The organism is Burkholderia sp. KBS0801 (genome assembly GCF_005937855.2).
In the GTDB taxonomy this organism is placed as follows: domain Bacteria; phylum Pseudomonadota; class Gammaproteobacteria; order Burkholderiales; family Burkholderiaceae; genus Burkholderia; species Burkholderia ambifaria.
In genome coordinates, this window is the sequence record NZ_CP042177.1 from 3,302,253 (window position 1) to 3,317,604 (window position 15,352).

Annotated in this window: 16 protein-coding genes; 12 read left to right on the top strand and 4 right to left on the bottom strand. The window is 65.8% G+C overall.

Annotation, left to right across the window (positions count from 1 at the left end; translation table 11 throughout):
* Positions 1-4 precede the first annotated feature (4 nt).
* Together FFI87_RS15720 and FFI87_RS15725 are read left to right on the top strand one after the other, a co-directional pair.
* The gene (locus FFI87_RS15720) at positions 5-472 is read left to right on the top strand and encodes a hypothetical protein (protein ID WP_138847036.1); all 468 of its coding nucleotides are present in this window, start codon (positions 5-7) and stop codon (positions 470-472) included.
* Positions 472-690, top strand: coding sequence for a hypothetical protein (locus FFI87_RS15725; protein ID WP_006754617.1), 219 nt, complete (start codon positions 472-474; stop codon positions 688-690). The genes FFI87_RS15720 and FFI87_RS15725 overlap by 1 nt, the downstream gene beginning before the upstream one ends.
* A 78-nt stretch (positions 691-768) precedes the next feature.
* Here the strand turns inward: FFI87_RS15725 and FFI87_RS15730 are convergent, their stop codons facing one another.
* Together FFI87_RS15730 and FFI87_RS15735 are read right to left on the bottom strand one after the other, a co-directional pair.
* A complete protein-coding gene (locus FFI87_RS15730; RefSeq protein ID WP_138847035.1) occupies positions 769-1,605 on the bottom strand; it encodes an FTR1 family protein in 837 nt (278 codons plus the stop codon).
* A 12-nt stretch (positions 1,606-1,617) separates the two neighbouring features.
* Positions 1,618-1,950 carry a cupredoxin domain-containing protein gene (locus FFI87_RS15735; RefSeq protein ID WP_006488047.1) on the bottom strand — a complete coding sequence of 111 codons (333 nt, stop codon included), beginning with the start codon at positions 1,948-1,950 and terminating at the stop codon, positions 1,618-1,620.
* Between the two features lie 330 nt (positions 1,951-2,280).
* On the opposite strand from FFI87_RS15735, the gene FFI87_RS15745 reads away from it, so the two are divergent.
* Positions 2,281-2,481 carry a heavy-metal-associated domain-containing protein gene (locus FFI87_RS15745; RefSeq protein WP_012364874.1) on the top strand — a complete coding sequence of 67 codons (201 nt, stop codon included), beginning with the start codon at positions 2,281-2,283 and terminating at the stop codon, positions 2,479-2,481.
* 60 nt (positions 2,482-2,541) lie between these two features.
* On the opposite strand, the gene FFI87_RS15750 is transcribed toward FFI87_RS15745, so the two are convergent.
* Positions 2,542-4,032, bottom strand: a complete 1,491-nt coding sequence (locus FFI87_RS15750) for an aldehyde dehydrogenase (RefSeq protein WP_138847034.1) — start codon at positions 4,030-4,032, stop codon at positions 2,542-2,544.
* Positions 4,033-4,117: 85 nt separating this feature from the next.
* Positions 4,118-4,669 (bottom strand): cupin domain-containing protein, encoded by a 552-nt coding sequence (locus FFI87_RS15755; RefSeq protein WP_006754613.1) that lies wholly within the window; start codon positions 4,667-4,669, stop codon positions 4,118-4,120.
* A 458-nt stretch (positions 4,670-5,127) separates the two neighbouring features.
* Between FFI87_RS15755 and FFI87_RS34865 the strand changes: the two genes are divergently transcribed.
* From FFI87_RS34865 to FFI87_RS15800, 9 genes are all read left to right on the top strand, one after another.
* Positions 5,128-5,310: a hypothetical protein gene (locus FFI87_RS34865; RefSeq protein WP_006402789.1), complete on the top strand. Its 183-nt coding sequence runs from the start codon at positions 5,128-5,130 to the stop codon at positions 5,308-5,310.
* Between the two features lie 285 nt (positions 5,311-5,595).
* The gene (locus FFI87_RS15765) at positions 5,596-6,381 is read left to right on the top strand and encodes a gamma-glutamyl-gamma-aminobutyrate hydrolase family protein (protein ID WP_138847033.1); all 786 of its coding nucleotides are present in this window, start codon (positions 5,596-5,598) and stop codon (positions 6,379-6,381) included.
* Positions 6,382-6,410: 29 nt separating this feature from the next.
* Positions 6,411-7,748: a glutamine synthetase family protein gene (locus tag FFI87_RS15770; protein WP_012364877.1), complete on the top strand. Its 1,338-nt coding sequence runs from the start codon at positions 6,411-6,413 to the stop codon at positions 7,746-7,748.
* A 35-nt stretch (positions 7,749-7,783) separates the two neighbouring features.
* Positions 7,784-9,217 carry an aspartate aminotransferase family protein gene (locus FFI87_RS15775; protein WP_138847032.1) on the top strand — a complete coding sequence of 478 codons (1,434 nt, stop codon included), beginning with the start codon at positions 7,784-7,786 and terminating at the stop codon, positions 9,215-9,217.
* 62 nt (positions 9,218-9,279) lie between these two features.
* Positions 9,280-10,395, top strand: coding sequence for a polyamine ABC transporter substrate-binding protein (locus tag FFI87_RS15780; RefSeq protein ID WP_012364879.1), 1,116 nt, complete (start codon positions 9,280-9,282; stop codon positions 10,393-10,395).
* 190 nt (positions 10,396-10,585) lie between these two features.
* A complete protein-coding gene (locus FFI87_RS15785; protein ID WP_011658123.1) occupies positions 10,586-11,740 on the top strand; it encodes an ABC transporter ATP-binding protein in 1,155 nt (384 codons plus the stop codon).
* A gap of 10 nt (positions 11,741-11,750) precedes the next feature.
* Positions 11,751-12,743: an ABC transporter permease subunit gene (locus FFI87_RS15790; RefSeq protein WP_138848449.1), complete on the top strand. Its 993-nt coding sequence runs from the start codon at positions 11,751-11,753 to the stop codon at positions 12,741-12,743.
* A complete protein-coding gene (locus FFI87_RS15795; RefSeq protein WP_105786537.1) occupies positions 12,740-13,579 on the top strand; it encodes an ABC transporter permease subunit in 840 nt (279 codons plus the stop codon). Before FFI87_RS15790 ends, FFI87_RS15795 begins: the two co-directional genes overlap by 4 nt.
* A gap of 101 nt (positions 13,580-13,680) precedes the next feature.
* Complete coding sequence (locus tag FFI87_RS15800; protein WP_138847031.1) at positions 13,681-15,255, top strand: DUF3138 family protein; 1,575 nt, start codon at positions 13,681-13,683, stop codon at positions 15,253-15,255.
* The last annotated feature ends 97 nt before the right edge of the window (positions 15,256-15,352 follow it).

A 15,352-nucleotide genomic window follows, 5' to 3' on the forward strand; every position in this document is an offset into this window, starting at 1 on the left:
GACCATGGTAAGACTGTTTGGATGCGGATTGCTGGCGCTGACTTTCGCGTCGACGGGCTGGGCGGCCGAGCACTACGTCGAAGTCTGGAACCCGCCCGAGGCGCGTCAGCCGGCAGCGCGGACGCCGGATGCCCGTATGCCGGATGCCCGTATGCCGACCGCGCACGCCGGCGGCAAAGCCGTCGAAAAGCATGCGAGCGTGCAGCCGAAGGCCGCGGTCAAGCCGCACAATCGCCGCGTCGCGCAAGCCGTGAAGGCCGCCCCGCATCGTCCGCCCGCCGCGACGGTCGAGGCGCCGGTCGCACCGCGCCCGGTCGCGCAGCCCGCGCCGGGCCGGCTCACGGTGATGCAGCCGGCCGCGCCCGACACGCCGCACGCGCTCAATTTCTCCCACATCCCGCGGCAATACACGCCGGACGGCAACGTGCTGCGCGTCGGCACGAACGCCCGTTCCGCGAAGGTGACGCGATAATGGAAGCGCAGAGCTATCACGGCTACCAGATCTGGGGCCACGCCATCCTGCAGCAGGACGAGATCCTGCAGCCCGAACGCTTCGCGGCGAGCGGCACGATCACGCAGAACAATCGGCTCGTCGAAGCGTCGGGCGTGCTCGGCGTGTTCGATACCGAGGACGAAGCGCGCGAAGCGGGACTCGAATGGGCCCGCGCATGGATCGACGGTCATCGCTGAACGAGCCACGCGCGAACCGTCAACGCAAGGAAAAGGGGCGTCCACGACGCCCCTTTTTGCATTCAGACCTGCCGCAGTTCAGGCGACCGGACGCGGCGGCCTCATGGCCGTGCGCGGGCGGCCGACGAGCCGCGTGAGCACGACGATCGCGACCAGCGTGACCACGTACGCGACGATCTGGATCCCCGCCGGACGCGCGGTATAGCCGACCAGCGTATGCAGCGCCTTCCCGACGATGCTCGATTCCTTGAGCAGCCACGACGTGTCCCACACCGTATCGCCCCACGACGGCACGAGCCCCGCCGCGAGCAGGAAGCCGGCGCACTGGCTCGCCATCCCCGCCGCGAGCAGCACGATCAGCGCGTTGGTGACGGAGAACAGGCGCTTCAGCGGAATCTGCAGCAGCCCCGCGTACATCGCGTAGCCGAGCCCGGCTCCGCCGAGCACGCCGAGCAGCCCGCCGACGATCATCTGCGGCGTCTGTCCCGGGTCGCCCGCCGCGATGCCGTACAGGAACAGCACGGCCTCGGAGCCTTCGCGCAACACCGCGACGCCGACCACGATCGCCAGCCCCGTCAGCGGCCGGCTGCCGGCCGCGACGGCACGCCCGACTTCGCCCATGTGCAGCGCCATCTCGCGGCCGTGGCTGCTCATCCAGATGCAGTGCCACGCCAGCATCAGCGTCGCGACGAACATCACGCCCGCGTTGAAGACTTCCTGCCCCATGCCGGACGCCCATTGCGAGATCACGTCGGCGAACGCGGCGATCAGGCCCGCGCCGATCACGCCGCCGACGAGCCCGCCGCCGACCCACCAGCCGCGCCGCGGCACGCCCTTCGTGGCGGCCATCACGATCGAGACCACCAGCGCGGCCTCGAGCACTTCACGAAAGACGATCAGGGCGGTCGACAGCATGGTGATATCCGCTTACTTGACGGTCAGGTGCGTCTTCGACTGCGCTTCGTGATACTCGTCGTGGAACTCGTAGGTGCCGGCCTTCAGCGGCCCGACGAGAATCTCGACCGACTTGCCGGCCGGCACGACCTTCTCCGCCTTGAAATCGTCGCTTTCGAATTCCGCGGGCGTCGCATCGAGGTTCTTGACGACGAACTTCACCTTCTTGCCGGCCGGAATCGTCACGCCGTCGGGCGAAAACTTGTGGTCCTTGAGCGTCAGGTTGACGACGTCGTCGGCCGCGAAGGCGGACGTTGCCGATGCGCCCAGGAGTGCCAGTGCGAAGCCGATGGCGAAACGAGTCATGGTGGTAATGAAAAGAAATATCGAGGGGAATCGATACTAAGATCGATTCGCATTTTCAACTCGGAGTACCCTTACTGGGATCATGGAGATCGTGCGGCGCCGATTCCGCATGCGCCTTGCCGCGCAAGGCTTCGCCAGATTTCGCCAACAATGCGCAGTCGTCAATCGGGAGAAGTTCGGGATGACGCGCGCAGGTAAGCCACCCATTCATCAGACTTCATGTTTACAAACAGCTGTTGCGTGACCGCACCTCATGAACGCGCTTGACCTTCCCACCATGGCAAGCTTCATGCTGGATGTATTCGTCAATCGTCAACTCAGGAGAACACGATGGAATTCGAAGTCCAGGACATGACCTGCGGCGGCTGCGCCAATGCGATCACGCGCGCCGTGACGGCGGCGGACCCTGCCGCGAAGCTCGACATCGACGTGGCCGCGAAGATCGTGAAGGTCGAATCGGCGCAAGGCGCCGCGCGCGTGCAGTCGATCATCGAGGCCGCGGGCTTCCACCCGGCACTGCGCTCGGCCTGACGCGGGTGCCTCACACGCGGGCGCAGTGCCGCTCGGCACCGCGCCCGCATACCGGCCGCGTCAGCGCAGCCGGATCAACGTCGACTTCAGTTCGGTGTACTTCTCGAGCGCGTGCAGCGACTTGTCGCGGCCATTGCCCGACTGCTTGTAGCCGCCGAACGGGAAGTTCATGTCGCCGCCCTCGTCGTAGCAGTTCACCCACACCGTGCCCGCGCGCAGCCGGCGCGACACGTCGTGCGCGGTCGTCAGATCCGACGTCCACACGGCCGCCGCGAGCCCGTACTCGGTATCGTTAGCGATCCTGACCGCCTCGTCGATGTCGTCGAACACGATCACCGACAGCACGGGACCGAAGATCTCCTCGCGCGCGATCCTCGCGTCTGGCTTCACCTCGAACACCGTCGGCTCCACGTAGAAGCCGCCCGATGCCTCGTTCACGCGTGCGCCACCCGTGACGAGCGTGCCTTCCTTGCGCCCGGCGTCGATGTAGCCGAGCACGCGCTCGAGCTGGACGCCGTCGACGATCGCGCCCATCGATACCGACGGATCGAGCGGGTTGCCCGGCACGTACGCACGCGCGGCCGCGACCAGCTTTTCGATGAACGCTTCCTTGATGTCGCGATGCACGAGCAGGCGCGAGCCGGCCGTGCACATCTCGCCCATGTTGTAGAAGATCGCGCCGGCCGCGGCCTGCGCGGCGCGGTCGAGATCCGGACAATCGGGCAGCACGATGTTCGGCGACTTGCCGCCGAGTTCGAGCCACGCACGCTTGAGGTTCGACTGCGCGGCGTACTGCATGATCAGCTTGCCGACCGCGGTGGAGCCGGTGAACGCGATGCAGTCGACGTCGCGATGCAGTGCGAGCAGCTTGCCCGGTTCGCCCGCGCCCGGCACGACGTTGAACACGCCGGCCGGGATGCCGGCCTCGAATGCGAGCTGCGCGACGCGGATCGCGGTCAGCGGCGACTTCTCCGACGGTTTCAGCACGACGCTGTTGCCGGCCGCGAGCGCCGGGCCGAACTTCCATGCGGCCATCAGGATCGGGAAGTTCCACGGCACGACGGCCGCCACCACGCTGACCGGCTCGCGCGTGACGAGACCAACGAGATGATGGTCGGCCGGCGCGACTTCGCCGCCGACCTTGTCGATCGCTTCGGCGAACCACTCGACGCAATACGCGGCGCCCGGCACGTCGACCGTCGTCGTATCGCCGATCGGCTTGCCCGCGTCGAGCGTCTCGAGCAGCGCCAGTTCGTCGAGATGCTCGCGCATCAGCGCAGCCCAGCGCAGCAGCACGGCCTTGCGTGCGCGCGGGTTCAGTCCGGCCCACACGCCGGCGTCGAACGCGCGGCGCGCGGCCGCCACCGCGGCGTTCACGTCGGCTTCGCCGCAATCGGCCACCTTCGCGAGCACGCGGCCGTCGATCGGGCTCACGCAGTCGAACGTCTTGCCGCCGTGCGCGTCGCGCGACGCGCCGTCGATGAATGCGCGCCCTTCGATCTCGAGCGACGCCGCCTTGTCCTGCCAGTCAGCCAAAGTCAACTTGTTCATCAGGATGCCTCAATTGTCGTGGCATTCGCGCAGCAGCGCGCCGCGCAATGGCAACACTGCCGGCGGCGAATGCGGTGATGCGCGGTCAGAAGGTGGCCGGCGAATTGGCCGACACGACCTCGCAGAGCTGTTCCGCGCTGGGATTGCGAAAACGGTGCGGCAAACGGCTTTCGAAGTAGTAGCCGTCCCCGGGGTCGAGCAGCCAGGTCGCGCTGTCGACGGTGAGCTCCAGCCGGCCCGACACGACCACGCCGCCCTCGTGCCCCGCGTGCACGAGCATCTCCGGCCCGGTATCGGCAAGCGGCTGGTAAATCTCGCGCATGATGCACATGTTGCGGTCCTTCACGCCCGCGCCGACGAGGTGAAACGCGAGCGTGTCGTTGCCGAGGTTCGGCATCTCGTCACGGCGCGACACGACCGAGCGCGACTCGACCAGCTCGAATGTGAAGAACTCAGCGAGACTCATCGGGATGCATTCGAGCAGTTTCTTCAGCGAGCCGACCGACGGGCTCACGCGGCCCTGTTCGATCAGCGAGATCGTGCCGTTGGTCACGCCGGCCCGCTTCGCGAGTTCGCGCTGCGACAGGCCATGCTTGTTGCGCACGAAACGCAGGCGCTCGGCGACTTCGGTAGACATCGATTCGGTTTCGGACACGATAGTAGTGCGGTGAAAAGGTGAAGCGACGCGTTGGGCAGCCGTTGAATATTCTAATCACTTTATGCCGCGCATCAGCGGGGAAAACCCTGAAAGGCGTTCGAAATAATGAACACCCGACACCGCATTCCATTTACGAATATTTTGTTCGGAGTGCCTCGGGAAAGCCCTGACACGACACCGTCAAAAAACATTTGACGCCGTTTTTGACTCGTATATGCTGGCTCTCAGGTCAGCGTCATTGGTCATTCATCGGCACCGAAACACGTTATCGCAACGTAAAAAACGATGCCGAACGATGCAAATGACGCAGGCCCGACACCTCGATTATTTTAAACGCCCCGCGCGCCGAAACGATCAGGTGTTCAATACTTTCAACAAACCAGTCGAGTGTAATCGTGAGAGTCCGTGGCCCTCTGGTGAGGTGGGATCGAGGCGATGTGCGAAGTTTGCGCAGCGCTGCTCCCGCTTCCGATGGCAGTTGCGGCTGGCATAGTCCTCGCCTGCTGCACCTGTCGATCTACACCATCCTGTCCCGTCGTTCCGTTCGGCGTCACAACGCCGTATCCGCACGTGCATTCGTGGCCGTCGATACCGACGAAGTCGCGTCGCTGCTGCCATAGCGCCTCTCCCCCTTTTCTCGTCGTCCGTTTCAGCTGCCTGTTCGTCTGCCGCCGCTTTCGCGCGGTGACGGAACGCGTTCGCGCATCGATTGCCGCGTCGCGCATCGCAACGAAACGAACGACGGCCTGACCGTCGCGCACAGCGCGGGCCGCCACGCGACCCCGTCGTGCCCATTCATCAGCTGCCTTCGCGCTCTGCGCCAGGCTGCGGGGCTTTGTCGCGCCCGCGTTTTTGCGTCTTCGGCGCAACGCACGTGCAAGCCTTATGGACAACTGATTGACGTCATGGAAAGGAAACCCCTCGTCGGCATCACCGCCGACTTCACGCAGATCGGCGCACACGCGTCGCACACGGTCGGCGACAAGTACGTCGCGGCGATCGTCGACGGCGCGCATGCGTTCGCGATGGTGCTGCCCGCGCTCGGCGATCGCCAGTCGGTCGACGACGTGCTCGACACGGTCGACGGCCTGCTGTTTACAGGCAGCTATTCGAACGTCGAGCCGCACCGGTACGGCGGCGAGCCGAGCATACCGGGCACGAAGCACGACCCCGCGCGCGATGCGACGACGCTGCCGCTGCTGCGCGCGGCGATCGCGGTGGGCGTGCCGGTGCTCGCCGTATGCCGCGGCTTTCAGGAGCTGAACGTCGTCTGCGGCGGCACGCTGCATCAGCATGTGCACAAGGTGCCGGGCCTCGCGGATCACCGCGAGGACGACGCCGCGCCGATGGAGTCGCAATACGGTCCCGCGCACGTCGTGCACCTGACGCCCGGCGGCAAGCTGCATGCGCTCGCCGGCGGACGCGATGAAGTGCACGTGAACTCGCTGCACAAGCAGGGCATCGCGCGGCTCGGTTCCGGCCTCGCCGTCGAAGCCGTCGCACCGGACGGCCTGATCGAGGCCGTGAGCGTCGTCGACGCACCGGCTTTCGCACTCGCCGTGCAATGGCATCCGGAATGGCGGCATGCGCAGGACCCGCTGTCGAGCGCGATCTTTCGCGCGTTCGGCGACGCCTGCCGCACCCGCCGCGCCGCCCGCACGCACACCACGGCCGCTGCCGCGCTCGCCTGAGCGCGCCGACCCACACACCGAGAACGGACATGCAAGACATGGAAGACTTTCTTAGACAGCACCGGATCACCGAAGTCGAGGCGATCATTCCCGACATGGCCGGCATCGCACGCGGCAAGATCACGCCGCGCAACAAGTTCACGTCCGGCGAATCGATGCGCCTGCCGCAGGCCGTGATGGTGCAGACCGTCACCGGCGAATATCCGGAAGACGGGTCGCTGACCGGCGTGACCGACCCCGACATGGTGTGCGTGCCCGACACGTCGACGATCCGCCTGATCCCGTGGGCCGTCGACCCGACCGCGCAAGTGATCCACGACTGCGTGCACTTCGACGGCTCGCCGGTGGAGATCTCGCCGCGCTACGTGCTGCGCCGCGTGCTCGCGTTGTACAAGGCGAAGGGCTGGAAGCCGGTGGTCGCGCCGGAGCTCGAGTTCTACCTGGTCGACATGAACAAGGACCCGGACCTGCCGCTGCGCCCGCCGGTCGGCCGTACGGGCCGCCCTGAAACGGGCCGCCAGTCGTATTCGATCGAGGCCGTCAACGAGTTCGATCCGCTGTTCGAGGACATCTACGAGTACTGCGAAACGCAGGGGCTCGACATCGACACGCTGATCCACGAAGTCGGCGCCGCGCAGATGGAGATCAACTTCATGCACGGCGACGCGCTGTCGCTGGCCGACCAGGTATTCCTGTTCAAGCGTACGGTGCGCGAGGCGGCGCTGCGGCACAACATGTACGCGACGTTCATGGCCAAGCCGATGGAAGGCGAGCCGGGCTCCGCGATGCACGTGCACCAGAGCATCGTCGACGAGGAAACCGGCCGCAACCTGTTCACGTCGCCGGAGACGGGCGGTGCGACCTCGCTGTTCTACAACTACCTCGCCGGGCTGCAGAAGTACACGCCCGCGCTGATGCCGATCTTCGCGCCGTACATCAACTCGTATCGCCGGCTGTCGCGCTTCATGGCCGCGCCGATCAACGTGCAGTGGGGCTACGACAACCGCACGGTCGGCTTCCGCATCCCGCACTCGGGCCCGGCCGCACGCCGCATCGAGAACCGGATCCCCGGCGTCGACTGCAACCCGTACCTCGCGCTCGCGGCGACGCTCGCGGCCGGCTATCTCGGCATGACGCAGCGCCTCGAGCCGACCGAACCGCTCGTCAGCGACGGCTACGACCTGCCGTACCAGCTGCCGCGCAACCTCGAGGAAGGGCTCACGCTGATGGCCGCGTGCGAGCCGCTCGGCGAGATTCTCGGCCACAAGTTCCTGAAGGCGTATTTCGCGCTGAAGGAAACCGAATACGAAGCGTTCTTCCGCGTCATCAGCTCGTGGGAACGCCGTCATCTGCTGCTGCACGTGTAAGCGCGCGCACGAACGTAAAGGAATACGGAGGAAACATGACGTACCGCAACGAATCAGCGTGGATCCAGCCGGCCGCACCGGCCGTCGCGCCGCGCACGACGCAGGCCCGCTCGACCGCCGAATACCGCGCGCTCGACGCCGCGCACCACATCCACCCGTTCTCGGACATGGGCGCGCTCAATCGCGCGGGCAGCCGCGTGATCGTGAAGGCCGACGGCGTCTACCTGTGGGACTCGGACGGCAACAAGGTCATCGACGGGATGGCAGGCCTCTGGTGCGTGAACGTCGGCTACGGCCGCAAGGAGCTCGCCGACGCCGCGTATCGCCAGCTGCAGGAACTGCCGTTCTACAACACGTTCTTCAAGACCACGCACCCGCCGATCATCGAACTGTCGGCGCTGCTCGCGGAAGTCACGCCCGCCGGCTTCAACCACTTCTTCTATTGCAACAGCGGCTCGGAAGGCAACGACACCGTGCTGCGCGTCGTGCACCAGTACTGGCGAGTGCAGGGCCAGCCGCAGAAGAAATACGTGATCGCGCGCAAGAACGGTTATCACGGCTCGACGATCGCGGGCGGCACGCTCGGCGGGATGGGCTACATGCACGAGCAGATGCCGTCGAAGGTCGAGCACATCGTGCACATCGACCAGCCGTATTTCTTCGGCGAGGCGCAAGCCGGCGAGACGCCCGAAGCGTTCGGCCTCGCACGTGCGCAGCAACTGGAGGCGAAGATCCTCGAACTCGGCGCGGAGAACGTCGCCGCGTTCATCGGCGAGCCGTTCCAGGGCGCGGGCGGCGTGATCTTCCCGCCGTCGACGTACTGGCCGGAAATCCAGCGGATCTGCCGCAAGTACGACATCCTGCTCGTCGCCGACGAAGTGATCGGCGGCTTCGGGCGCACCGGCGAATGGTTCGCGCACCAGCACTTCGGCTTCGAGCCGGATCTGATCACGATGGCCAAGGGCCTCACGTCGGGTTACGTGCCGATGGGCGCGGTCGGCATTCACGAGCGCATCGCGCGGCCGATCATCGACAACGGCGAATTCAATCATGGCCTCACGTACTCGGGGCACCCGGTGGCGGCAGCCGTCGCGGCTGCGAACCTGAAGCTGCTGCGTGACGAAGGAATCGTCGAGCGCGTGAAGAACGACACGGGCCCGTACTTCCAGGCGCTGATGCGCGAGACCTTCGCGCGTCACCCGATCGTCGGCGAGGTGCACGGCCACGGCCTCGTCGCGAGCCTGCAGCTCGCCGAAGCGCCGGCCGAACGCCGGCGCTTCGCGAACGGCGGCGACGTCGGCACGATCTGCCGCGACTTCTGCTTCAACGGCAATCTGATCATGCGCGCGACCGGCGACCGGATGCTGCTGTCGCCGCCGCTCGTGATCTCGCGCCAGGAAATCGATGAACTCGTATCGAAGGCGAAGAAGGCCGTCGATGCGACCGCCCGGCAACTGGGCCTTTCGTAACGACCTTGCCTACGGGCGTGCGGCGGGCGCCGCACGCCACCATCATCCAGGGGAATTCCACCATGCGTTCCAGCTTTCTTCGCCAAGCCTGTTCCGTTGCCGCCCTTGCCGCCGCGGCCGCGTTCACGTCGGTCGCCAGCCCGTCGGCGCATGCCGATGAGCTGAACATCTACAACTGGTCCGACTACATCGCCCCGGACACGATCCCGAACTTCCAGAAACAGACGGGCATCCACGTCAAGTACGACAACTACGACAGCGACGACACGCTGCAGGCGAAGCTGCTGGCGGGCAGCTCGGGCTACGACATCGTCGTGCCGACGTCGAACTACATGGCCAAGCAGATCCAGGCCGGCGTTTACCAGAAGCTCGACAAGTCGAAGCTGCCGAACCTCGCGAACCTCGACCCGCTGCTGATGAAGATGATCGCCGATGCCGACCCGGGCAACCAGTACGGCGTGCCCTGGGCCTACGGCACGGACGGCATCGGCTACAACGCGCAGGCGGTGAAGAAGGCGCTCGGCGACAAGGCGCCGGTCGACAGCTGGGCACTGGTGTTCGATCCGGCCAACATGGAGAAGCTGAAGAGCTGCGGCGTGTCGTTCCTCGACCAGGCCGTCGACGTGTTCGCGGCCACGCTGCAATACATGGGCAAGAACCCGAACAGCACCAACCCCGGTGACTACCAGGCAGCCTTCGAAGTCCTGAAGAAAGTCCGCCCGTACATCACCCAGTTCAATTCGTCCGGTTACATCAACGACCTCGCGAACAACGACGTGTGCGTCGCGCTCGGCTGGTCGGGCGACATCGGCATCGCGCACCGCCGCTCGGCGGAGGCGAAGCGCGCGTACGACATCAAGTTCGCGAACCCGAAGGAAGGCGGCCTGCTGTGGTTCGACGTGATGGTGATCCCGAAGGATGCCCCGCACCCCGAGGCCGCGATGAAGTGGATCAACTACGTGTCCGACCCGAAGGTCAACGCGGCGATCACCAACACGGTGTTCTACCCGACCGCGAACAAGGCCGCGCATCAGTTCGTCACGCCGGCCGTCGCGCAGGACCCGACCGTCTATCCGCCGGAAGACGTGCTGAAGAAGATGGTGCTGATGAAGCCGATGCCGTCCGACATCCTGCGCCTCGAGAACCGTCTCTGGGCGCAGTTGAAGACGGGCCACTGACCGCGATCCGTCACGGCGGCGCAGGCATCGGTTGAACGCCTGCCCGCCCGGAATCCGCGGACTCTCCGTCTGCCCGCGCGCACCGCGCGCCCTGTTCCATCCGGCACGAGCCGTTGTCCGCGAGTCGCGTTGCGCGCCTCGCGCGGGGACGCTCGCGCCAGCAATCCGTGAAGAACGAATGGTGACTCCCATGCAATCGATACCCTCTTCCGCTGCCGTCCGCCAGACCCAACCGGCCGCCGCGGCCCGTTCGAAGAACGATGCCTTCGTGCGCATCGAAAACGTCGTGAAGAAGTTCGGCGACAGCACCGCCGTCGACAACGTGAACCTGACGATCGCGAAGAACGAGCTGTTCGCGCTGCTCGGCAGCTCGGGCTGCGGCAAGTCGACGCTGTTGCGCATGCTCGCCGGGCTCGAGACGGCCACGTCCGGCAAGATCCTCGTCGACGGTGAAGACCTCGCGTCGCTGCCGCCGTACCGCCGCCCGGTGAACATGATGTTCCAGTCGTACGCGCTGTTCCCGCACATGTCGGTCGAGTCGAACGTCGCGTTCGGGCTGAAGCAGGAAGGCACGCCGAAGAACGAGATCAAGGAACGCGTGGCCGATGCGCTCGCACTCGTGCAGATGAGCAAGTACGCGAAGCGCAAGCCGCACCAGCTGTCCGGCGGCCAGCAGCAGCGCGTCGCGCTGGCCCGCTCGCTCGTCAAGCGCCCGAAGCTGCTGCTGCTCGACGAACCGATGTCCGCGCTCGACAAGAAGATCCGCCAGAAGACCCAGCTCGAACTCGTGAACATCATCGAGAAGGTCGACGTGACCTGCGTGATGGTCACGCACGATCAGGAAGAGGCGATGACGATGGCGAGCCGCCTCGCGGTGATGAGCGAAGGCAAGATCGTGCAGATCGGCACGCCCGGCGAAGTGTACGAATACCCGAACAGCCGCTTCTCGGCCGAGTTCATCGGCTCGACGAACCTGTTCGAAGGGCGCGTGGTCGAGGACGAGCCCGATCACATCTTCGTCGAGAGCGACGACCTCGAAGCGCGCATGTACGTGAGCCATGGCGTGACCGGCCCGCTGGGGATGCCGGTCGGCATCTCGGTGCGGCCCGAGCGCGTGCATGTGTCGCGCGACAAGCCCGGCTCGCATCACAACTGGGCGCGCGGCGTCGTGACCGACATCGCGTACATGGGCAGCTACTCGCTGTATCACGTGCGCCTGCCGAGCGGCAAGACGGTCGTATCGAACCTGTCGAGCTCGCACCTGCTGCACGACGGCGCGCCGTCGTGGAACGACGACGTGTTCGTGTCGTGGTCGCCGGCCAGCGGCGTCGTGCTGACGCAGTGAGGACGACATGATCAGAACTTCCGCTTCCACTCCGTCCGCGCCGGTGTCGACCGCTGCGGCAAGCAGCAGCGCCGGCGCCGGCCGCGCGCGCCGCGGCCGCTTCGCCGCGCTGTCGCGCTTCCTGCCGTCGGGCCGCAACGTCGCGATCGGCGTGCCGTTCCTGTGGCTCACGATCTTCTTCGCGCTGCCGTTCGTGCTGGTGTTCAAGATCAGCTTCGCCGACCAGGTGATGGGAATCCCGCCGTACACGTCGCTCGTCGCGTTCAAGGACGGCGTCGTGCACTTCGCGCTGCAGCTGTCGCACTACGCGTTCCTGCTGCAGGACGACCTGTACATCGCGACCTACCTCAGCTCGCTGAAGATGGCCGCCGTGTCGACGGTGCTGTGCCTGCTGATCGGCTACCCGATGGCGTACTACATCGCCCGTGCCGAACCGGGCCGGCGCAACGTGCTGATGATGGCCGTGATGCTGCCGTTCTGGACGTCGTTCCTGATCCGCGTGTACGCATGGATCGGAATCCTGAAGGACGACGGCCTGCTGAATCACACGCTGATCGCGCTGGGCATCATCCACTCGCCGCTGCGCCTTTATCACAGCGACGCCGGCGTCTACATCGGGATGGTCTATTCGTATCTGCCGTTCATGATCATGCCGCTCTATGCGCACCTCGTGAAGATGGACCTCACGCTGCTCGAGGCCGCGTACGACCTCGGTGCGAAGCCGTGGGTCGCGTTCACGCGCATCACGCTGCCGCTGTCGAAGAACGGGATCATCGCCGGCAGCCTGCTCGTGTTCATTCCGGCGGTGGGCGAGTACGTGATTCCGGAACTCCTCGGCGGCGCCGACACGCTGATGATCGGCCGCGTGATGTGGGATGAGTTCTTCAACAACATGGACTGGCCGATGGCGTCCGCGGTGACGGTCGCGATGGTGCTGCTGTTGCTGGTGCCGATGGCGCTGTTCCAGTACTACCAGGTCAAGGAACTGGAGGACGCGAAATGATCAAGCCGAACAAACCGCTGTCGACGGGCGTTCTCGCCTTCGGCTTCCTGTTTCTGTACATCCCGATCATCAGCCTGGTCGTGTACTCGTTCAACGAGTCGAAGCTGGTGACGGTGTGGTCGGGCTTCTCGCTGAAGTGGTACGCGGCGCTTCTGGAAGACGACGAGCTGCTCACCGCCGCGTGGCTGTCGCTGAAGATCGGCCTGCTGACGGCCACCGCGTCGGTCGTGATCGGCACGTGGGCGGGTTTCGTGCTCGCACGCTTCGGCCGTTTCAAGGGCTTCACGCTGTACACGGGGATGATCAACGCGCCGCTGGTGATTCCGGAAGTGATCCAGGGGATCTCGCTGCTGTTGCTGTTCGTTGCGCTGGAGCAGATGTTCGGCTGGCCGAAGGGGCGCGGGATGGTGACGATCTGGATCGGTCACGTGATGCTGTGCGTGTCGTACGTGGCGATCATCGTGCAGTCGCGCGTGAAGGAGATGAACAAGTCGCTCGAGGAAGCGGCGCTGGATCTGGGCGCGACGCCGCTGAAGGTGTTCTTCGTGGTGACGCTGCCGCTGATCTCGCAGGCGCTGCTGTCGGGCTGGCTGCTGTCGTTCACGCTGTCGATCGACGATCTGGTGCTGTCGGCATTCCTGTCCGGGCCGGGCTCGACGACGCTGCCGCTGGTGGTGTTCTCGCGCGTGCGGCTCGGCCTGAATCCCGAGATGAATGCGCTGGCGACGCTGTTCATCACGGCGGTGACGATCGGCGTGATCGTCGTGAACCAGATGATGATCGCGCGCGAACGGCGTCGGGTGGCCGACCTGAAGGCGGCGTTCGCGGCGGCCTGACGCCCCTTCCCCCCATCCATCGATAACAAGACCTGCGCGCCGCGCGTTTGCGGCGCGCACCGAAACGCAGATCGACAGGCACACGACAAGGAGAATCCGCAATGAAGAAGAAACTGATCTGCCTGCTGGTGGCCGGCGCGTTGCCGGGCATCGCGCTGGCCGGCTCGACCTCCGCCGAAATCAAGGCATTGCAGGCGCAGGTGGCTGCGCTGCAGAAGCAGATGAAGGCCATGCAGGCGCAGCTCGCCGCGAAGCCGGGCGGCGCACCGCTCGCGCAGGCGGGTGCAACGGCCGCGCCGAAGCCGGTGATCGTGGCCGCCGATCCGGCCTCGCCCGACTATGGCCGTGCGCAGGCCGCGCTGACCAACGACGAAGTCAGCGAAATGAAGCAGCAGATCGCCAACCAGCAGCTGAAGGTCGACTCGCTGACGGACGCGGCCAGCACCGGGCCGCTCGCCGGGCTGTCGGTGACGGGCTACATCGACCCGACCTACATCTACAACCGCGCGGCCGGCACGTCGTCGTTCCTGTTCGCGAACCACGAGAACGCGTACAACTACTTCAACAGCACGTTCGGCGACCTGTACCTCGACATCAAGAAGACCTTCGGCGTCGGCCCGATGGCGCCGTCGGCCGAGATCACGCTGATGCCGAACCGCGGCAACGGCATCACGCTGCTGCAGAACTCGCGCGGCTCGATCACCGACAACCTGCTGAACACCGCGGTCATCAACGTGCCGATCACCGCGTCGACCACGCTCGTCGCCGGGCTGATCCCGAGCTTCGGCGGCTACGAGGTGCAGCAGTCGAACCAGATGCTCACGCTCACGCACAACCTGCTCTACGACTTCTCCGATCCGGGCAGCTACGTCGGTGCGGGCGCGAACTACACGAAGGGCAACTGGGCGTGGAAGTTCTTCGTCGGCAACGAGCAGTACCGCACGTACGGCTCGGTCACGCAGACGGGCACCAACGCGCTCGGCGACCCGATCACGACCAGCAACAAGGTGCCGACCTTCACCGCGCGCGCCGACTACACGTGGTCGAGCGCACTCGACATCGGCGGGTCGTTCAACATCGGCCGGCAGACGCTGGCGAGCGCGATCGATGCGGACGGCAACGTCCACTATGGCCCGGGCGGCGCCGCGCCGAGCGCATATGGCACATTCTTCTTCGGCGAAGTCGACGCGACCTACACGCTGGCCGACATCCAGTACAACGCCGAGCTCGACTACGGCCAGCAGCAGCATGCGGCGTACAACGGCGGGCTCGCGCAGTGGTACGGCCTGTCGCTGCTCGCTCACCGCAAGTTCAACGCGCCGGTGGTCGGCCGCATGGGCGTGACGCTGCGCTACGATGCGCTCGTGAACCGCAAGAACGGTGGCGGCGGCGGCGGCATCGCGCTGAACGGCAACGGGATGGATCCGTCCAACGGCTTCGGTGTCGACGCGGACTGCCTCGCGACGTCGACGGCGAACGGCGGCCTGGGCTTCGACTGCAAGGGTGCGGTTCGCCAGGACGTCGCGCTCGACCTGCTGTTCTATCCGACCCAGCAGATCACCGTGAAGGTCGAATACCGGCACGACTGGGCGAACAACAAGGTGTTCCTGCGTAACGACGGTTCGTACGGCAAGTCCAACGACCTGCTCGCGACGCAGTTCATCTATTCGTTCTGACGCTGGCCGCGCAGGGCGCCGTGCCGCACGCATGGCGTCCCGCGCCGTTTCACCCGGCCGGACCGCAGTGCGTCGCGCACTGGCGCCGGCCGTCTTC

Excerpts from the sequence above, each read along its gene's own strand:
- FFI87_RS15780 (WP_012364879.1), top strand. The coding sequence starts at position 9,280 with ATGCGTTCCAGCTTTCTTCGCCAAGCCTGTTCCGTTGCCGCCCTTGCC.
- FFI87_RS15735 (WP_006488047.1), bottom strand. The coding sequence starts at position 1,950 with ATGACTCGTTTCGCCATCGGCTTCGCACTGGCACTCCTGGGCGCATCG.
- FFI87_RS15785 (WP_011658123.1), top strand. The coding sequence starts at position 10,586 with ATGCAATCGATACCCTCTTCCGCTGCCGTCCGCCAGACCCAACCGGCC.
- FFI87_RS15755 (WP_006754613.1), bottom strand. The coding sequence starts at position 4,669 with ATGTCTACCGAAGTCGCCGAGCGCCTGCGTTTCGTGCGCAACAAGCAT.
- FFI87_RS15720 (WP_138847036.1), top strand. The coding sequence starts at position 5 with ATGGTAAGACTGTTTGGATGCGGATTGCTGGCGCTGACTTTCGCGTCG.
- FFI87_RS15775 (WP_138847032.1), top strand. The coding sequence starts at position 7,784 with ATGACGTACCGCAACGAATCAGCGTGGATCCAGCCGGCCGCACCGGCC.
- FFI87_RS15750 (WP_138847034.1), bottom strand. The coding sequence starts at position 4,032 with ATGAACAAGTTGACTTTGGCTGACTGGCAGGACAAGGCGGCGTCGCTC.
- FFI87_RS15725 (WP_006754617.1), top strand. The coding sequence starts at position 472 with ATGGAAGCGCAGAGCTATCACGGCTACCAGATCTGGGGCCACGCCATC.
- FFI87_RS15730 (WP_138847035.1), bottom strand. The coding sequence starts at position 1,605 with ATGCTGTCGACCGCCCTGATCGTCTTTCGTGAAGTGCTCGAGGCCGCG.
- FFI87_RS15795 (WP_105786537.1), top strand. The coding sequence starts at position 12,740 with ATGATCAAGCCGAACAAACCGCTGTCGACGGGCGTTCTCGCCTTCGGC.
- FFI87_RS15770 (WP_012364877.1), top strand. The coding sequence starts at position 6,411 with ATGCAAGACATGGAAGACTTTCTTAGACAGCACCGGATCACCGAAGTC.
- FFI87_RS15765 (WP_138847033.1), top strand. The coding sequence starts at position 5,596 with ATGGAAAGGAAACCCCTCGTCGGCATCACCGCCGACTTCACGCAGATC.
- FFI87_RS15800 (WP_138847031.1), top strand. The coding sequence starts at position 13,681 with ATGAAGAAGAAACTGATCTGCCTGCTGGTGGCCGGCGCGTTGCCGGGC.
- FFI87_RS15745 (WP_012364874.1), top strand. The coding sequence starts at position 2,281 with ATGGAATTCGAAGTCCAGGACATGACCTGCGGCGGCTGCGCCAATGCG.